The sequence below is a fragment of the Streptomyces sp. NPDC052496 genome, assembly GCF_040679095.1.
GTDB lineage: Bacteria > Actinomycetota > Actinomycetes > Streptomycetales > Streptomycetaceae > Streptomyces.
Window position 1 is genome coordinate 26,472 of the sequence record NZ_JBFAUH010000035.1, and the last position, 16,725, is coordinate 43,196.

Consider the following 16,725-nt stretch of genomic DNA (forward strand, 5'->3'; position numbering starts at 1 on the left):
CGGCCCCTCACCGATCGGAGTCCCCCGGTGCCGCTGCTTCCCGGAGCCGAGCCGTTCCGCCGCGACGGCGGCCGGACCGGCGTCCTCGTCTGCCACGGTTTCACCGGCTCCCCCCAGTCCGTACGCCCCTGGGCCGAGTATCTGGCCGGCCGCGGCCTGACCGTCTCGCTCCCGCTGCTGCCCGGCCACGGCACCCGCTGGCAGGACATGCAGCTCACCACCTGGCAGGACTGGTACGCCGAGGTGGACCGCGAGCTGCGGTCGCTGACCGCTCGGTGCGAGCGGGTCTTCGTGTGCGGCCTGTCGATGGGCGGCGCGCTGGCGCTGCGGCTGGCCGAGCAGCACGGCTCCGCCATCAGCGGCCTGGCCCTGGTCAACCCGGGCAACAAGGTGCACGACGCGGCCGCCCCGCTGCTGCCGCTGCTGCGGCACGTGGTCCGTACGACCAAGGGCCTGGTCGACGACATCGCCAAGCCCGGCTCGCACGAGCTCGGCTACGACCGGGTGCCGCTGCACGCCGCGCACTCGCTGCGCCGCTTCTTCCAGCTGGTCGACGCCGAACTGCCCAAGGTCACCCAGCCCTTGCTGGTGATGACCAGCCCGCAGGACCACGTCGTGCCGCCGGCCGACTCCGAGCGCATCCTGAGCCGGGTGTCCTCGAAGGACGTACGGCAGACGCTGCTGGAGCGCAGCTACCACGTCGCCACGCTCGACCACGACGCCGAGCGGATCTGCCAGGAGACCTACGACTTCATCGTCCGTCTGGCGCCGAGCGCGCGTACGGGCGTGGAGAGTGAGGAGACGGCCACCGGTGGAGGAGCGTAGCCCCCGCGATCCCCGCGACCCGCTGGACGAGGAAGCCGCCTGGGCCGAGATCGTGGCCGGGTACGGCGAGGCGCCCGCCTTCCCCGACGAGGACGGGCCGGTCTCCAGTACGGACCCGAAGACGGCCGGCGGGCCGTCCGCCGGCGGTACGGGAAGCGGTCCGGCCCGCGCCGGCCTGGGCACGTCCGGCGAGGACCGGCCCGACGGCAAGCCCCCGGAGAAGGCCGGCCAGGGGCGAGCCGACCGCACGGACCCGGCCGACCGTACGGACCGCGACGACGGCGGCCTGACCGTCGAGGAGCGGCCGCGCAGCGAGCCCTCTCCCGGATCGCCGGACCGGCCCGGCAGTGACGGCGTGGGCAGTTTCGTGGTCTTCGCGCCCGGGGTCGGGCCGCGCGACTGGTCGGCGGCCGAGGCGTCCGACGACGACCTGGGCGCGTCGGACGAGGGGCACTTCGTGCCGCCCGAGCCGCCGCCGCTGCCGAAGGCCGACGTGACGGCCAAGTTCGCCTGGATCGCGGTGCTGGGCGGGCCGCTGCTGCTGGTGCTGATGGTGCTGTTGCAGCAGCCCGTCACCTGGTGGATCACGCTGCTGGGCATCGGCGGTTTCCTGGGCGGTTTCGCCACGCTGGTGGCCCGGATGAAGCACGACGACGAGGACGACGAGGAGCTGCCGGGCGGCGGCGCGGTCGTATGACCGCACCGGCCGCCGCGGGCGGCCGGGCCGCCGTCTCCCGCACGGTCCGGGATTCACCCTCGCGCGCCAGGTGTCCTGACCGTCGTTGACGCTGCGAACGGGGAGGATCACGCCGAGTATCCGGCCGTGTTCCCGGGAGGACCCCCGTGCGCCATCCGCTCTCGTCGTCATGCCCACGTCCACGCCGTCGGACCCGGGTGGCCGCGGCCGCCGCGACCGTCGCCGCGGTGACCGGCCTGCTGGCCACCGCGCCCGCCGCCGCCCACCCGCCGCAGCAGCGGCAGGCCCCCGGACCGGGCGCGGTGGTCTCCGTCGGCGACTCCTACATCTCCGGCGAGGCCGGACGCTGGGCCGGCAACAGCGACGCCAACCCCGCCAACCACATCCGCATCGACGCGCTGGGCCCCACCGCGTACTACGACAACGCGGGCCGCACCGCCGAGCGGATCCCCAAGTGCCACCGCTCGCGCTCCGCCGAGATCCACCTCGGGGTGCCCGGCACCGCGAGCGAGAACCTGGCCTGCTCCGGCGCCCGTACCGACTCCTTCCGGGCTTCGAACGGCGTCGCCAAGCCGGGCCTGGACTTCTCGGACGCGGCCGGGGTGCCCGGCCAGGCCCAGCAGCTGGAGGAGTACGCCCGCGAGCACCCGGTGCAGATGGTCGCCGTCTCGGTCGGCGGCAACGACTTCCGCTTCGGCGACGTCGTCAAGTCCTGCGTGCTGGCCTATCTGAGCCCGGTGCCGAAGTCGTGCAGCCAGGACGCGGCCAACCGGGCCCGGTTCACCGACCAGGCGGTGGAGCAGCGGGCGGACGACATCGCGGGCGGGCTGCGCAACGTCAAGCGGGCGATGCTGCGGGCCGGGCACGACACCGACGAGTACGACGTGGTCGTACAGAACTACCCGGCGCCCATCCCGCACGGCCGCGACTTCCGCTACCCCGCGGCCCTGGGGGCGCGCCAGACCCTGGGCGGCTGCGCGTTCACCGACCGGGACGCCGACTGGGCGGTGGACAGCGTGCTGCCGGCGGTCAGCCGGGCGGTCGAGCGGGGCATCGACAAGAGCGGCCTGGACAACGTCCGCTTCCTCGACCTCACCCACAGCTTCGACGGACACCGCCTGTGCGAGCGCGGCGCCGGGCTGGTCGATCCGGTGCGCGGGGCGGTGAGCCGGTGGACCGACCCGGGAGCGGCCGACAAGACGGAGTGGATCAGCTGGGTGCGGACGGTCACCGCGGTGCTGCCGCCGTTCCAGGTGCAGGAGGCGCTGCACCCGAACCACTGGGGCCAGTTGGCGCTGCGGAACTGTCTGCGGCAGGCGTACACCCGCACCGACAGCGTGAAGGCTCCTAAGAGCCGGCTCACCTGCACCGGCGGGGGCCCCGGCCTCAACGAGCGCGGCGAGCCGAGGATGAAGCTGTCCTGAGCGCTGCCGCTCACGGGCCGGTCCGTGGGGCCGGCCCGTGAGCCGGGTCCTAAGGGTCGGCCGGCACCCGCAGCGCGGCCAGCACCGGCAGGTGGTCCGTGGCGGCGAGCAGGTCACCGTGGTTCAGGCCCGGCAGGTCGCGCGGTACGCCGCAGCCCAGCACCTCGACGCCGTCGGTCGTGAAGACGGCGTCGATGCGCTGGTGCGGATCGTGGGGCGTGGAGGTGAACTCCCCGCCCCAGGGCGCCGCCGCCCAGGCGTCGGTGAGCGGGCCCGCCAGCCGCCGGAAGGCGCGCCCGTCCGGCCGGTCGTTGAGGTCACCTGCCGCGACGGCGTACGGGGTGTCCAGCGCGCGCAGCCGCTCCAGCAGCAGGCCCGCCTGGCCGTACCGCTCGTCGGCCTGGAGGCTGAGGTGGCAGCTGAGCAGGCCGATCCGGGCGCCCCCGATCCGTACCACCGCGGTCGCGAAACCGCGCTGGTGCAGGCCGGGGGTGCGGGGCAGCAGGACGTCCTCGGTGCGCTCCACGTGGGCGCGCAGCGAGGACAGGATCATCGGGCCGGCGGCGGTGGCGCCGCCCGTCACATGCACCAGGTCCGTCGCCCGGCACAGCTTCGCCACGCTCTTGCGCCAGCGGAAGAAGCGCGGCGCCTCCTGCACGAGGACGACGTCCGGGGCGCAGGCCCGGATCACCCGGGCCAGCGCCGCGCGGTCGTCGCGCAGCGAGCGGACGTTGTAGCTGAGCACACGGAACACGGCCGAGCCGCTCCGCTCCGCCGCGCCGCCGCTCGATGCGACGTCCTCGGGAGCGGAGCCCGGCTCGGTGCGGGAGGCGGGCAGCTCGGCCGGCACCGCGGGTCAGCCCTGGCGCGCCAGGTCGGCGGCGCCGACCAGTCCTGCCTTGCCGCCGAGCTGGGCGGCGAGCACCTGGGCGTGCGGGCGCCACTGGTTGCCCACCAGCCAGCGGCGGAAGGACTTGCGGATCGGGTCGAGGACCAGTTCGCCCTCGTCCGAGACACCGCCGCCGACGATGAAGGCGGACGGGTCGAAGAGCGAGGCCAGGTCGGCCAGGCCGGCGCCGGCCCAGCGGGCCAGCTCGCGGAAGGAGTCGATGGCGACCGGGTCGCCCTGGCGGGCGGCCTCGCTGATGTGCCGGCCCTCGATGCCCTCGGAGGTGCCGTCGCCCATGGACAGCAGGACCTTGGCGTTCTCGGGGGTGGCGAAGGCGCGCTGGCGGGCGTAGCGCAGCAGGGCGCGGCCTGAGGCGTACTGCTCCCAGCAGCCCTGGCTGCCGCAGCCGCACAGCAGGCCGTCCGGTACGACGCGGATGTGGCCGAACTCGGCGGCGACGCCGAACCGGCCGCGGCGCAGCTTGTTGCCGATGATGATGCCGCCGCCCAGGCCGGTGCCCAGGGTGATGCAGATGACGTCGCTGTGGCCCTGGCCGGCGCCGAACCTGTACTCGCCCCAGGCCGCGGCGTTGGCGTCGTTCTCGACGACGACGGGCAGGCCGACGCGCTGCTCGACCTTGTCCTTCAGCGGCTCGTGGCGCCAGTCGATGTTGGGCGCGAACAGGACGGTGGCCCGCTTCTCGTCCACATAACCGGCGGCGCCGATGCCGACGGCCTCGACCTGGTGGTCGGCGCTGATGGTGCGGACCGCGTCGGCGATGGCCTCCGTCAGCTCGTCGGTGGCCTGCGGGGTCGGCACCTTGCACGTTTCGAGGATCGTGCCCTCTTCGTCGACCACGCCGGCCGCGATCTTCGTGCCGCCGATGTCGACGCCGATGGTGAGTCCCATGTGTCCCTCAGTTATTGGTCGTACCCCGCCGCGTACAACCGTACCGGAGTGCGGGGCAGCGCCCGTGCCCTCCGGGAAAGAGGCGGGTCAGTCGAGATCGATCCGCTCGGTGCCGGCGGGTCCTTCGTCGTCCCGGCGGGCGCCCTGACCGTCGCGCTTGTCGCGGATGTCGGTGGCCGCACGGCCGGTGTCCGGTCCGGCGGCCTCGCGCGCGTCGGTCGGCGCGGATTCGCCGGCCGCCTCACGGGTCCAGCGGCGTTCACCGCTCTCGACGGCCGAGCGGTAGGCGGCCAGCAGTTCGGACCCGGCGGCGGCGAGGTGGTCGAAGACCTCCGGGTTGCGCTCGACGACCGGCTCGACGACGGCCTTGGCCTGCCGGAAGAGCTGCTGCACGGCGCCCTGCGCGGCCATCCCGGCGAGCGCGCCCGGCAGCTGGATGCCGGCGAGCTTGTCGGTGACGGCCTCCGCGAGACGGCGCAGTTCCTCGGCGGCGCTGCCGGGCGGCGGGCCGTACTGCGCGCGGCGGCGGGCCTTCTCGGCCGCCAGGTCCTCGGCGCAGGCCGTTTCCCAGGCATCGGCGTCGAACCGGTCCGTACGGTCGGCGGGGCGCTCGGTGGCATCGCTCATGGCGGACTCACTCCTGCGGCGGCGAGGCGGATCCGGACCCGCCGCGTGCGCGGCGGTCCGAGGCAGTACTGCTTTCCCCGACGTTACCCGAACGGCGGTGTGCCGTTCAGAGACCGCGGGGCCAGAGATCCGGGTCGGGGGTGAAGCGGATGTGCAGCGCGCCGTCGCGCAGGCCCGCGCCGGAGACCGAGCAGCGGCGCAGCGCGGAGGGCAGGGTGCGTATCCGCCGGTAGCGGCCCGCGGTGACGATGATCTCGTCCCCGCGCCGCAGCAGCCCGAGCCCGTCGCGTTCGGCGCCCGGCAGCGGCACCCGCCACACCAGGATGCCGTCCGCGGCGAGCCGGTCCTCGACGGTCCAGGTGTCGTCGGCGCCGCCGGGCGCGGCCGGTTCCCCGACCGTGCCGCGGATCAGCTCGTCCAGGTCCTCCGCGCTCTCCGGGTCGCGCCCCAGGTGCGGCACCTCGACGACCGGCGCCTCCGGGAACTCCTCGCGCAGCGCCTTGAGCGCGCTCTGCTGCTGTCCGGAGAGCGCGGCCAGGAACGGGTCGGCCGACCCGGTGGGCAGCAGCCGGTTGGCGACGACGGCGTCGGTGCGGTGCCCGTACAGGGCCAGGCCCGAGCGCACCTCGCGCAGGTCCGCGACGGCGGCCGGGCCCGCCTCGGTCACGATCCGTACGGTCGTGCCGGGGTGGTCGATGATCCGCTGTACGGCGGCGAGTTCGTGCTCCCAGCGCTCCGCGGCCTCGTACAGCTTCTGCGTGGGCATCTGCACGCCCGCCAGCTGGGCCAGCACCGGCCGCAGCGCGCGGGCGGCCTGCCGCTCGGGCGGCAGCAGGCGGCGCAGGTAGCGGCGGGCCTGTTCGGGCAGGGCGAGCAGGGCGACGGTGTCGGCGGCGGGCGGCATGTCGACGACGACCGTGTCCGGGCCCTCGGGTCCGCCGGCCGTCTCGTGGGCCGCGCGCACCTCGTGGAGCAGCGCGAACGCCTCCGCGCCCGGCAGTTCGGTCAGTTCGTCCTCGTCCAGGGGCGCGGCGCCCAGGAGGTCGAGGGCGGCGCCCGCGCGCTCCTGGAAGGCCAGGGCCTCGCGGCGGAAGTGGTCGCCGGCGTCGACGCACTTGGCGTGCAGGCCGGGGACGACGGCCACCGGGCCGGCGCCGGGGCGGCCGAGGCGGGTGCCCAGGACGCGTTCCGCCGCGCCGCCGCGGGCGGTGAGCAGCAGGACGCGCTCACCGCGCCGGGCACCGGCCAGTGCGGTGGCGGCGGCGAGGGTGGTGCGGCCGGCGCCGCCGGGGCCGGTGACGAGGACGGTACGCATGGTCAGAGGCTCTTGGCCTCGCCGGCGGGGGCCGCGGGGCCGCTCTCGACGCGCTTCTTCAGCCCGTCCAGCGCGCGGTCGATGATGACCTTCTCCGCCTTGCGCTTGATCATGCCGAGCATCGGGATCTTGACGTCGACGGTGAGCTGATACGTCACTTCGGTGTGCGCGCCGCCGGCCAGCGGGACCAGCCGGTAGGAGCCGTCGAGCGTCCGCAGCATCTGGGACTTCACCAGCGACCAGCTGACCTCGTGGTCGCTGATCCAGGTGTACGCGAGGGTGTGGTCGTCCTTGATCGCGCCGGCGTCCAGCAGCAGCCGGACCTGCTCGGCGCGGCCCTGGTCGTCCTTGCTGAGGATCTCGGCTTCCTTGACCTCGCCGGTCCAGTCCGGATAGCGGTCGAAGTCGGCGATCACTCCCATCACCTCGGCGGGTGCCGCCTCGATCGTGATGCTAGAGCTGGTGTGTTCGGCCATCGCCGTGACTCCTCCATGCCGATTCGTGCCGGTCCGCCAGACGCGTATCCCTGCTGCTGAAGGCTACCGCGCGGGGAAAGGGCCCCGGACAGGCTCCCCGGCCGATCCGGTCGGCCCCGGGTCCGGCCCCGGAACCGGCCCGCAAGTCCGTCACCACTCCAGGACGTACGGCGTCCCCGTCGCGTTGAAGTGCCCCACGTTGACGCACTCGGTGGCGCCGACGCGTACCCGCCGGGCGAGCGGCTGATGCACGTGTCCGAAGAGCGCGTAGCGGGGCCGGGTCCGGCGGATCGCGTCCAGGAGGGCCGCGCTGCCGCGTTCGAAGCGGCGGGCGACGACGTCGTAGCAGAGCTCGGGAACGTCCGGCGGGATGTGGGTGCACAGCACGTCCACCTCGCCGACGGCCTCGATCTTGGCGGCGTACTCCTCGTCGCTGATCTCGTACGGGGTGCGCATCGGTGTCGTCAGCCCGCCGCCGACGAACCCGAAGACCCGGCCGCCGATCTCCACCCGCTCGCCGTCCAGGACGGTGGTGCCGGGCCGGGCGTACTCCGGCCACAGGTGGGGCAGGTCCACGTTTCCGTACGTGGCGTACGTCCCTTGCGGGAAGGCGGCGAACAGTTCGGCGTACTGCCGGCGGACGGCTTCCTCGATGACGGCCGCCCGGCCCCCGCCGGTACGTTCGACGTCCCCCCACAGCCGCCGGCCCAGCGCGCGGGCCTCCTCGAAGCGGCGGGCGGTGCGCAGCTCGACCAGCCGGTGGGCGTTCTCGACGCCGAAGAGGTCGGGGAAGATGCCGCGCGAGTGGTCGGCGTAGTCCAGGAAGAGGACCAGGTCGCCCAGGCAGACCAGGGCGTCGGCCCCGTCGCCCGCCGTGGCGAGATCCCGCCCGTTGCCGTGTACGTCGCTGACCACATGCACTCGCATGACCGTCACCCTAGATCGAAAGGCGTACGGCCGGGAGGGGGGCCGGACGTACCGCCGGGCGAGGGGTCCGACCTGCGGTTACTTCCGGGTCACCGAAAGCCTGGTCTAGTCTGCGCGAAGCAGTCCCAAGGCGTGCCCGGACGCGTGTCACACCGCTGTGACGCATCGAACATCTGGGCGTACCCCCTATCCCAAAAGCAATACCGGTGGGTAACGTCCGGGCAGTCCACCACCCCCCTGCCTGATCATGGACCGCAGCCGGCCGGCACACAGCGTCGTGAGGCCGGCGCCAATGAGGAGCAGCAGTCTTGCGCGAGTTCAGCCTTCCGGCCCTGTACGAGGTCCCCGCGGACGGCAACCTGACGGATCTGATCCGCCGCAATGCCGCGCAGCACCCTGATGTCGCCGTCATGGGCCGCAAGGTCGACGGCCGGTGGCAGGACGTGACGGCCGCCGTCTTCCTCGCCGAGGTACGGGCCGCCGCCAAGGGCCTGATGGCCGCCGGCATCCGGCCCGGCGACCGGATCGGCCTGATGTCGCGCACCCGCTACGAGTGGACGCTGCTGGACTTCGCCATCTGGAGCGCCGGCGCGGTCACCGTCCCCGTCTACGAGACCAGCTCCGCCGAACAGGTGCAGTGGATCCTCGGTGACTCCGGCGCGGTGGCCTGCCTGGTGGAGAGCCCCGCGATGGAGGCCGCCGTCGAGTCCGTACGGGACCGGCTGCCCGCGCTGGAGAACATCTGGCAGATCGAGCGGGACGCGATCGCCCGGCTGCGCGCGGCCGGCGCCGGCGTCACCGACGCGGAGGTCGACGAGCGCAGCGCCACCGCCGACGCCGACTCCCCCGCCACCATCGTGTACACCTCCGGCACCACCGGCCGGCCCAAGGGCTGTGTGCTCACCCACCGCAGCTTCTTCGCCGAGTGCGGCAACGTCGTGGAGCGCCTCAAGCCGCTCTTCCGCACCGGCCACTCCTCGGTGCTGCTCTTCCTGCCGGTGGCGCACGTCTTCGGGCGGCTGGTGCAGGTGGCCTCGGTGATGGCCCCCATCAAGCTCGGCCACGCGCCGGACATCAAGAACCTCACCGACGACCTCGCCTCCTTCCGTCCCACGCTGATCCTCGGTGTCCCCCGGGTCTTCGAGAAGGTCTACAACTCGGCGCGCGCCAAGGCGCAGGCCGAGGGCAAGGGCAAGATCTTCGACCGGGCCGCCGACACCGCCATCGCCTACAGCCGCGCGCTGGACACCAAGGCCGGGCCCGCCCTCGGCCTGCGGCTCAAGCACAAGCTCTTCGACAAGCTGGTCTTCGGCAAGCTGCGCGCCGTGCTCGGCGGCCGCGCCACCCACGCCATCTCCGGCGGCGCGCCGCTGGGTGAGCGGCTGGGCCACTTCTACCGGGGCATCGGCTTCACCGCCCTGGAGGGCTACGGCCTGACGGAGTCCTGCGCGGCCACCGCCTTCAACCCGTGGGACCGGCAGAAGATCGGTACGGTCGGCCAGCCGCTGCCCGGCTCGGTGGTGCGCATCGCCGACGACGGCGAGGTGCTGCTGCACGGCGAGCACCTGTTCACCGAGTACTGGAACAACGAGCCGGCGACCAAGGAAGCGCTCTCCGACGGCTGGTTCCACACCGGTGACATCGGCACCCTCGACGAGGACGGCTACCTCGCGATCACCGGCCGCAAGAAGGAGATCCTGGTGACGGCGGGCGGCAAGAACGTCGCTCCGGCCGTCATCGAGGACCGCATCCGCGCGCACGCGCTGATCGCCGAGTGCATGGTCGTCGGCGACGGGCGGCCCTTCGTCGGCGCGCTGGTCACCCTCGACGAGGAGTTCCTGCCGCGCTGGGCGGCGGAGCACGGCCGCCCGGCCGGGCAGAGCGTCACCGAGCTGAGCAAGGACCCGGAGCTGCTGGCGGCGGTGCAGCGGGCGGTGGACGACGGCAACGCGGCGGTCTCCAAGGCCGAGTCGGTGCGCAAGTTCCGGATCCTGCCGACGCAGTTCACCGAGGAGTCCGGACACGTGACGCCGTCGCTGAAGCTCAAGCGGAACGTGGTGGCGAAGGACTTCGCCGAGGAGATCGAGGCGATCTACCGCCCGTAAGAGCCGGTGTCACCACGCCGGGCGGCTGGTTCTCCCCCAGCCCGCCCGGCGTTCGCGTACCGCCCTACAGCAGCTCCTTGAGCCGCTCCGCCAGCAGGTCCCAGCGCCACTTCTCCTCCACCCAGGCGCGGCCGCGCTCGCCCATGCGGCGGCGGGCGGCGGGGTCCTTGAGCAGCGCGATGACGCGTTCGGCGGCGGCCGTCGGGGAGCCGCCGGGGACGACGTACCCCGTCTCGCCGTCCAGTACGGCGTCCGGCGCGCCGCCGGAGTCCCCTGCCACGACCGGCAGTCCGGTCGCGGACGCCTCCAGGTAGACGATGCCCAGCCCCTCGACGTCCAGCCCGCCGCGCCGGGTGCGGCACGGCATCGCGAAGACGTCGCCCGCGCCGTAGTGGGCGGGCAGCTCCTCCCACGGCACGGCCCCGGTGAAGCGCACCGCGTCCGCGACGCCCTTCTCGCCGGCGAGCGCGTGCAGCCGCTTCTCGTACGGGCCGCCGCCGACGATCAGCAGCACCGCGTCCGGCACCTCGGCCAGGATCCGCGGCATCGCCTCGATCAGCGTGTCCTGGCCCTTGCGCGGCACCAGCCGCGAGACGCACACGACGACCGGCCGGTCGGTGAGCCCGAGCCGGGCCCGTACCTCGTCGCCGCCCGAGCCGGGGTGGAAGGTCTTCTCGTCCACGCCGGGCGGCAGTTGCGTCATGCGTCCGGCCGCGGCCGGGGTCAGCGCGGCGGCGATCCGCGAGCGGGTGTATTCACCGAGATAGGTGATCGTGTCGGTGCCCTCGCCGATCCGCCGCAGCAGTTGACGCGAGGCGGGCAGCTGCGCCCAGCCCGCCTCGTGCCCGTGCGTGGTGGCCACGATCCGGCGGGCGCCCGCCCGGCGCAGCGCCGGCGCCATCAGGCCGAGCGGCGCGGCGGCCCCGAACCACACCGAGGAGCAGCCGTGCCGGCGCAGCAGGGCGGTGGCCGTCCGGGTCACCCGGGGCGTCGGCAGCAGCATCGTCGTACGGTCCCGGACGACCGGGAAGGGCTGCTCGGCGTCGAAGCGGGCGGTGGCCGCGACGCCCTCCCTGCTCCGCTTCCAGGTGGAGGCATAGACCACCACCCGGTCCGGGTCCAGGCGCAGCGCCATGCTGTGCAGGAAGGCCTGGATGCCACCGGGGCGGGGCGGGAAGTCGTTCGTGACGATCAGCGTCTTGTCCATTGCCCTGGCACAGTACCGGGTCGGTGGACACGACCGGCGGGGCCGCCCCGGCACGTGCGTGACTCGTCTACGGTCGTGACACGGCATCGTCCGCACGTACGGACACGGACGGCCGGGGCGACGGGACGAGGTGGCGATGAGCAGGGCCGGCGACCGGCACCCGAGGGAGACGGTGCGCGCCGTGGCACCGCCGGTGGCGGTGTGGGCCGTGACCCGGGCGGTGCTGCTGCTGTGCGTGTTCAAGGTGCTGGTGCTGCCCGGCCCGGACGTCACCAGTGACATCTCGGGGATCTATCACGGCTGGTCCGAGGTCCTGAAGTCCGGCGCGTTCCCCCAGGACGACGTGACCTGGCAGTATCCGCCGGCCGCCGCGCTCGCCGTGCTCTCCCCCGGGCTGCTGCCCTTCCTGGACTACGCCTCGGCGTTCTTCGTGCTGGCCTGCGCCGCCGACGCGGTCACCTTCGCGCTGCTCCTGTACGCGGGCCGCCGTCCCGGCAGACGCCTGGCCGGCGCCTGGATCTGGACCGCGGGCGTCGCCCTGCTCGGCCCGACCGCGTACGCCCGGTACGACCTGATGGTCACCGCGGTGGCCGTCGCCGCGCTGTTCGCCGCCGCCCGGCACCCGCGTCTGTCCGGAGCCCTGATCGCATGCGGCGCGCTGCTGAAGGTGTGGCCGGTGCTGCTGCTGACCGGTGCGCCGCTGCGGGGCCGCCGCGCGCGGGAGTTGTGGGGCGCGGCGGTGGCGGGCGCGCTGGCGATCACGCTGTGCTTCGCCGCCTGGGCTCCTGGCGGGCTGGCCTTCCTGTCCTTCCAGCGCGACCGGGGCACGGAGGTGGAGTCGCTCGGCGCGCTCGTCTTCCATCTGGCCCGGCAGTTCGGCTGGGACGGCGAGGTGCTGCTGCACTACGGCTCCGTGGAGTTCGTCGGCCCGTACGTGCCGCTGGTCAGCTCCCTGGCGCTGGTCCTGACGGTGGCGGCGTTCGGCTGGCTGCTGCTGTGGCGGCTGCGGGCCCGCAGGTTCACGTCCGCCACGCTCGCCGACGCCGCCTTCACCGCGGTCCTGCTCTCCGTGACCACCAGCCGGGTCATCAGCCCGCAGTACCTGATCTGGCTGGTCGGCGCGGCGGCCGTGTGCATGACGCTGCGGGCGAGCCGGATGGGGCTGCCCGCCGTCCTGGTGCTGCCGGCGGCCGGTGCGACGCTCCTGGAGTTCCCCGTGTGGTTCGCGGACGTCGTGGCCAGTGAGGGGCGCGGCATCGTCCTGCTGGCCGTACGCAACGCCCTGCTCGTGGCCGCCTCGCTGACCGCCTGCCGCCGGCTGTGGCGCTCGACGGTCACCGGGCCGCGGCACCTCACCCCAGCTGCTTCACCACGTACGACTGCCACCGCCGGCTGAATTCCGCCGGGCTCAGTCCCAGGTGGTCGCGCATCGCCCGGCCGGCGCTCTGCCCGCCGCCCCGGCCCGCCGCCCGGTAGAACGCGCCGAGCTTCCGCTCGCCCCAGTGGTCGGCGATCATGCGGCAGGCCAGCCAGCCGCTCTCGTACGCGCGGGCCAGCTGCCGTGCGCTGCGGCTGAAGCGGAAGTCGCCGTCGGCCGGGAGCCGGGACGGGGGTGTGCCCTTGGCGACGGCGTGGGCGAGTTCGGGGGCGGTGGCCGGGGCCGGGCGGCCGCCGCCGCGGTAGGCGGCCCAGTCGGCGAAGCCCTCGGAGAGCCAGAGCGGGGTGGTGGACGTGGTGGCGGTGCGGGTCGCGACGTGGGTGGTCTCGTGCGTCAGCACGATCTGGCGCCCGGCGGTGGACAGTTCGCCGTACGCCTCCGGGTTGACGACGACCCGGTCGGCGGGCGCCGCCGGTGCCGAGCCCGTCTCGCCGGTCGTGACGGCCGCTATGCCCCGGTAGCCGGCGGGGTCGGTGGCGTTCAGCAGCTCCGCCATCCGGTCCAGCGACTGCGGGGCCTCGACGACCACCCGCCCGGCCCACTTGCCGGGCCACGCCTGCCCGACGGCGGGCACGGCCTCGTCCGTACGGTCCGCCAGTTCGCGCAGTGCCGCGGTGCCGCGCCGCACCCCGAGGACCAGGCTGTGACGCCCCTTGACGACCTGGACCGGCCCCTGGTCCCACAGTTGGCGCGCGCTGCGCCGCCCGCTCCCGGCGCCGTCCGAGTCGGAGCTGATCAGCCACCGGCCACCGCGGTCGGTGAAGGTCAGGTACTGCACGGAGGTGACCGGCCCGGTGTCGTACCCGGTCAGCCGGTAGCGCAGCCGCACCTCGGCGGCCACCCGCCGGCCGTCGGCGCCGGCCACCGGGGGCAGGCCGAACGCGTCGGTCCGCACCAGCTCGTACGACCAGGCGGCCAGCGGCACCTGCGCGAGGTTGGCGAACACCGCCCGCTGCTGGGCGCGGTATCCGGCCGCGCGCGGGTCGACCGAGGCGAGGAAGGCCCCGGCGTCCCGGTCGCGTACGGCTGCCGCACGCCGGTCCAGCATCCGCTGGATGCCCGGCGGCGCGTCCGCCGCGCCGGCCGGGTCCTGGCAGCCCGTGAGCAGCGGCAGCAGCGCCAGCGGCAGGGCCGCGCAGAGCGCCGTCCTGATCCGCCGGGCCGTCCGCCGCTGTACCTGTCGACCTGCCACGCGGCTGATCGTAAGCACCGTCCCCGCGTACGGACAGCGGTCAGGGTCGGGTTACGGACGAGATCGGCATCATGCCGACGGGGTCGGAGCGCACCCGCGCACCCGGATACGGCGCGTGCACCACCTGTCCGTTGCCCACATACATACCGACATGGCTGGCGTCGTCCCGGTAGATGACCAGGTCTCCCGGCCTGGCCTGACTGACCTGAACCTGCTGCCCCGCGCCGCGCTGGGCTTGCGAGGTGCGCGGGATGGAGACCCCGGCGCGCGCGTAGGCCCACTGCATCAGCCCGGAGCAGTCGAAGGCGCCGGGCCCCGACTGCCCCCAGGCGTACGGGCGGCCGATCGCCCCGCGCACCGCCTGGACGGCGGTCCCGGCGCGGCCGGAGGCGGGTGCCGCGCCGGTCAGGCCGGGCAGTGAGCGTCCGACCCCGCGGTTCGCCCGGTCGTAGGCGGCCCGGTCCTCGCCGGGCAGGGAGTTCAGCAGGCGGCGTGCCGCGGCCAGTTTGTCCTCGACGTCCTTCTTGTGCCGCGCGACGTCCTGCCGGCTCGACTCCAGGGCCGCCAGCTTCCCGGTCGCCTCCCGGCGCTCCTGCTCCAGGCCGCGCTGGGCGCCCTGAAGAGCACGCAGCTGCCCGGCCTGTTCGCCGTTGACGCGGTCCAGGGCGGCGGCCTTGTCGAGGTAGTGCGCCGGGTCCTCGGAGAGCATCAGCTTCAGGGCCGGGTCCAGGCCGCCGGAGCGGTACTGGGCGGAGGCGACGGCGCCGAGCCGGCCGCGCAGCCGGTTGACGCGCTCCTGGCCGCGGGCCACCCGGTCCTGGAGGGCGGCCACCTCGGTGCGCAGCTTCCGGGCCCGCTCACCGGCCCCGTTGAACTGCTCGGTGGCCTTCTCGGCCTGCTCGTACAGCGCGTCGACGCGCGCGGTGACCTCGGCGGGCGCCGGGCCGGGAACGGCCTGCGCCGCTCCGGCGGACAGTGCCGCGGCGGCGGTGACCGCGGCGGCGGACAGGACGGTGGCCCTGGTCGCACCGGCCAGGCCGGACTGTGAGACACGGCGGTGGGACGCCACGAGAGGCCGCACTCCCTTCCGTGCAGCCCCTGCCGCCCGGGCGGGCGGACGCAGACCGGCGGCTGCGAGGGCAGACAGTAACGGCGCCGGTGGCCCGCGGCCAAAGACCCGCACCCCTCGCCGCCGGTAGGGAAAAAGCCGCCCCGCCGGTGACTGCGCAGGTCACCGGCGGGGCGGGAAGTCAGCGGCGGACACCGCAATTCGCCCGATCGGGCGGCAGGCGCGGCCGCATCCCGTGGGCGCGGGAAGCGGCCGGCGGAGTGTCAGACGCGGACGCCGAACTGGAAGGGCATGTTGTTGATCGACTCGTAGCGCACGGACGCGCCCGGCTTCGGCGCGTGCAGCACCTGGCCGTTGCCCGCGTACAGGCCGATGTGGTGCAGGTCGCCGTAGAAGAGCACCAGGTCGCCCGGCTTGAGGGCGCTCTGCGAGCCGATCCGGGTACCGGCGTTGGCCTGCGCCTGCGAGGTGCGCGGCAGCGACTGGCCGGCCTGCTGGTACGCCCAGGAGGTCAGGCCCGAGCAGTCGAAGGAGGAGGGGCCGGTGGCGCCCCACACGTACGGCGAGCCGATCTTGGAGGCGGCGGCGGACAGGGCGGCGGCGCCCCGCTGCGAGGCCGGTACGTCGTTGCCCAGGTCGGGACGCTCGTTGCCGCGGCTGGAGCGGTTCTTCTTCTGCTCCTCCTGCTGGAGCTCCTGCTTCTCCTTGGCGGTCAGCGTGTTGAGGAGTTCCTGGGCCTTGGCGAGCTTGCCCTTGATCTCGTCCTTCTTGTCACCCAGCGCCTGGCGGGTCTCCGAGAGGTCCTTGATCTTGGCCGCGGCCTCCGCGCGCTCCTGGGCGAGCTGACGCTGCTTGTCCGCGATGGTCTTCAGCTGCTCGGCCTGCTTGCCGCTCAACTGGTCGAGGGTGGCGGCCTTGTCGAGGTAGGTGTCCGGGTCGCCGGAGAGGAAGAGCTGCACGGACGGGTCGATGCTGCCGCTGCGGTACTGGCCGGAGGCGACCGCGCCGAGTCCCTTGCGGAGCTGGTTCAGCTCACCCTGGCCGCGGGCGACCTTGTCCTGGAGGGCGTCGACCTCCTTCTGGAGCTTCTCCTGGTCCTCCTTGGCCCCGTTGTACTTCTCGGTGGCCTGCTCCGCCTGCTCGTAGAGCTTGTCGACCTCGGACTTGACGTCTTCCTTCTTCGGCTTCGGGTCGGCATGGGCGGCCTGGGACGAGAGGGCGACGGCCGCCGCGGCGGTCGCGGTGAGGACGGTCACGCGCGTGCGGCTCGGCTGCTTGGGTCGACGGTGGGACGCCACGGAGGCGAGCTCCTTCTTCCTTCAGCCGCCTACCGGGCGTGGGGGGTACAGGACCCCGGCTCCGCGTGAACACCGCGGACTCGGCGGTTCCTTCACTGTTCATCCCGGGTGGATGATCAACTGCATGAAGGGTTGAGGCCTGACCTTAGTAACCGACTTGTGATCGCTTCAAATCCTCACCGGAAAAAACTGCTGGATGCTCCTCATCCTTTACCAACATCACACAGGCAGTAATGGTCACTTGACACTCAGGCACGAACGGCAGGCATACGGTGCCTCGTTGATGGGTACACCTTTACCTCCGTCGCGGACGGCACACCGGCCACG

At 73.7% G+C, this 16,725-nt stretch carries 15 protein-coding genes; 5 read left to right on the forward strand and 10 right to left on the reverse strand.

Annotated elements, in window-relative coordinates:
• Positions 1-27 precede the first annotated feature (27 nt).
• The 3 genes from AB0L45_RS34335 to AB0L45_RS34345 all read left to right on the forward strand — a co-directional run bounded on the left by AB0L45_RS34335 (position 28) and on the right by AB0L45_RS34345 (position 2,946).
• Entirely contained in the window at positions 28-825 is a 798-nt protein-coding gene (locus AB0L45_RS34335; RefSeq protein WP_365847090.1) for an alpha/beta fold hydrolase, read from the forward strand.
• Positions 812-1,522, forward strand: a complete 711-nt coding sequence (locus tag AB0L45_RS34340) for a hypothetical protein (RefSeq protein ID WP_365847092.1) — start codon at positions 812-814, stop codon at positions 1,520-1,522. The genes AB0L45_RS34335 and AB0L45_RS34340 overlap by 14 nt, the downstream gene beginning before the upstream one ends.
• 227 nt (positions 1,523-1,749) lie before the next feature.
• Positions 1,750-2,946: a hypothetical protein gene (locus tag AB0L45_RS34345; protein WP_365847094.1), complete on the forward strand. Its 1,197-nt coding sequence runs from the start codon at positions 1,750-1,752 to the stop codon at positions 2,944-2,946.
• Positions 2,947-2,995: 49 nt separating this feature from the next.
• Here AB0L45_RS34345 and AB0L45_RS34350 read toward each other — a convergent pair whose 3' ends face one another.
• The 6 genes from AB0L45_RS34350 to AB0L45_RS34375 all read right to left on the reverse strand — a co-directional run bounded on the left by AB0L45_RS34350 (position 2,996) and on the right by AB0L45_RS34375 (position 8,077).
• Positions 2,996-3,700 (reverse strand): endonuclease/exonuclease/phosphatase family protein, encoded by a 705-nt coding sequence (locus tag AB0L45_RS34350; RefSeq protein ID WP_365847173.1) that lies wholly within the window; start codon positions 3,698-3,700, stop codon positions 2,996-2,998.
• 102 nt (positions 3,701-3,802) lie between these two features.
• Positions 3,803-4,744 (reverse strand): ROK family glucokinase, encoded by a 942-nt coding sequence (locus AB0L45_RS34355; RefSeq protein ID WP_053698163.1) that lies wholly within the window; start codon positions 4,742-4,744, stop codon positions 3,803-3,805.
• An 87-nt stretch (positions 4,745-4,831) separates the two neighbouring features.
• On the reverse strand, positions 4,832-5,371 hold the full coding sequence (locus tag AB0L45_RS34360) for a DUF5304 domain-containing protein (RefSeq protein ID WP_365847096.1): 540 nt from the start codon (positions 5,369-5,371) through the stop codon (positions 4,832-4,834).
• A 106-nt stretch (positions 5,372-5,477) separates the two neighbouring features.
• Positions 5,478-6,686: an ArsA-related P-loop ATPase gene (locus AB0L45_RS34365; protein WP_365847098.1), complete on the reverse strand. Its 1,209-nt coding sequence runs from the start codon at positions 6,684-6,686 to the stop codon at positions 5,478-5,480.
• Positions 6,687-6,688: 2 nt separating this feature from the next.
• Positions 6,689-7,162, reverse strand: a complete 474-nt coding sequence (locus AB0L45_RS34370) for an SRPBCC family protein (RefSeq protein WP_365847100.1) — start codon at positions 7,160-7,162, stop codon at positions 6,689-6,691.
• A gap of 150 nt (positions 7,163-7,312) precedes the next feature.
• A complete protein-coding gene (locus AB0L45_RS34375; protein ID WP_365847175.1) occupies positions 7,313-8,077 on the reverse strand; it encodes a metallophosphoesterase in 765 nt (254 codons plus the stop codon).
• Between the two features lie 320 nt (positions 8,078-8,397).
• Here AB0L45_RS34375 and AB0L45_RS34380 point away from each other — a divergent pair, with 320 nt between their 5' ends.
• A complete protein-coding gene (locus tag AB0L45_RS34380; RefSeq protein ID WP_365847102.1) occupies positions 8,398-10,194 on the forward strand; it encodes an AMP-dependent synthetase/ligase in 1,797 nt (598 codons plus the stop codon).
• Positions 10,195-10,258: 64 nt separating this feature from the next.
• Here the strand turns inward: AB0L45_RS34380 and AB0L45_RS34385 are convergent, their stop codons facing one another.
• Positions 10,259-11,401: a glycosyltransferase family 4 protein gene (locus tag AB0L45_RS34385; RefSeq protein ID WP_365847104.1), complete on the reverse strand. Its 1,143-nt coding sequence runs from the start codon at positions 11,399-11,401 to the stop codon at positions 10,259-10,261.
• 136 nt (positions 11,402-11,537) lie between these two features.
• Between AB0L45_RS34385 and AB0L45_RS34390 the strand changes: the two genes are divergently transcribed.
• On the forward strand, positions 11,538-12,797 hold the full coding sequence (locus tag AB0L45_RS34390; protein WP_365847106.1) for a glycosyltransferase family 87 protein: 1,260 nt from the start codon (positions 11,538-11,540) through the stop codon (positions 12,795-12,797).
• On the opposite strand, the gene AB0L45_RS34395 is transcribed toward AB0L45_RS34390, so the two are convergent.
• From AB0L45_RS34395 to AB0L45_RS34405, 3 genes are all read right to left on the reverse strand, one after another.
• Positions 12,754-14,031, reverse strand: a complete 1,278-nt coding sequence (locus AB0L45_RS34395; RefSeq protein WP_365847108.1) for a hypothetical protein — start codon at positions 14,029-14,031, stop codon at positions 12,754-12,756. The two genes, AB0L45_RS34390 and AB0L45_RS34395, sit on opposite strands and share 44 nt — an antisense overlap.
• Positions 14,032-14,071: 40 nt before the next feature.
• A complete protein-coding gene (locus AB0L45_RS34400; protein WP_365847110.1) occupies positions 14,072-15,100 on the reverse strand; it encodes an NlpC/P60 family protein in 1,029 nt (342 codons plus the stop codon).
• Positions 15,101-15,363: 263 nt separating this feature from the next.
• Positions 15,364-16,398 carry an NlpC/P60 family protein gene (locus tag AB0L45_RS34405; protein ID WP_365847112.1) on the reverse strand — a complete coding sequence of 345 codons (1,035 nt, stop codon included), beginning with the start codon at positions 16,396-16,398 and terminating at the stop codon, positions 15,364-15,366.
• Between the last annotated feature and the right edge of the window lie 327 nt (positions 16,399-16,725).

Bases quoted from the DNA above. Each gene is read 5' to 3' on its own strand.
- AB0L45_RS34355 (WP_053698163.1), bottom strand. From the start codon at position 4,744: ATGGGACTCACCATCGGCGTCGACATCGGCGGCACGAAGATCGCGGCC.
- AB0L45_RS34360 (WP_365847096.1), bottom strand. From the start codon at position 5,371: ATGAGCGATGCCACCGAGCGCCCCGCCGACCGTACGGACCGGTTCGAC.
- AB0L45_RS34365 (WP_365847098.1), bottom strand. From the start codon at position 6,686: ATGCGTACCGTCCTCGTCACCGGCCCCGGCGGCGCCGGCCGCACCACC.
- AB0L45_RS34370 (WP_365847100.1), bottom strand. From the start codon at position 7,162: ATGGCCGAACACACCAGCTCTAGCATCACGATCGAGGCGGCACCCGCC.
- AB0L45_RS34385 (WP_365847104.1), bottom strand. From the start codon at position 11,401: ATGGACAAGACGCTGATCGTCACGAACGACTTCCCGCCCCGCCCCGGT.
- AB0L45_RS34390 (WP_365847106.1), top strand. From the start codon at position 11,538: ATGAGCAGGGCCGGCGACCGGCACCCGAGGGAGACGGTGCGCGCCGTG.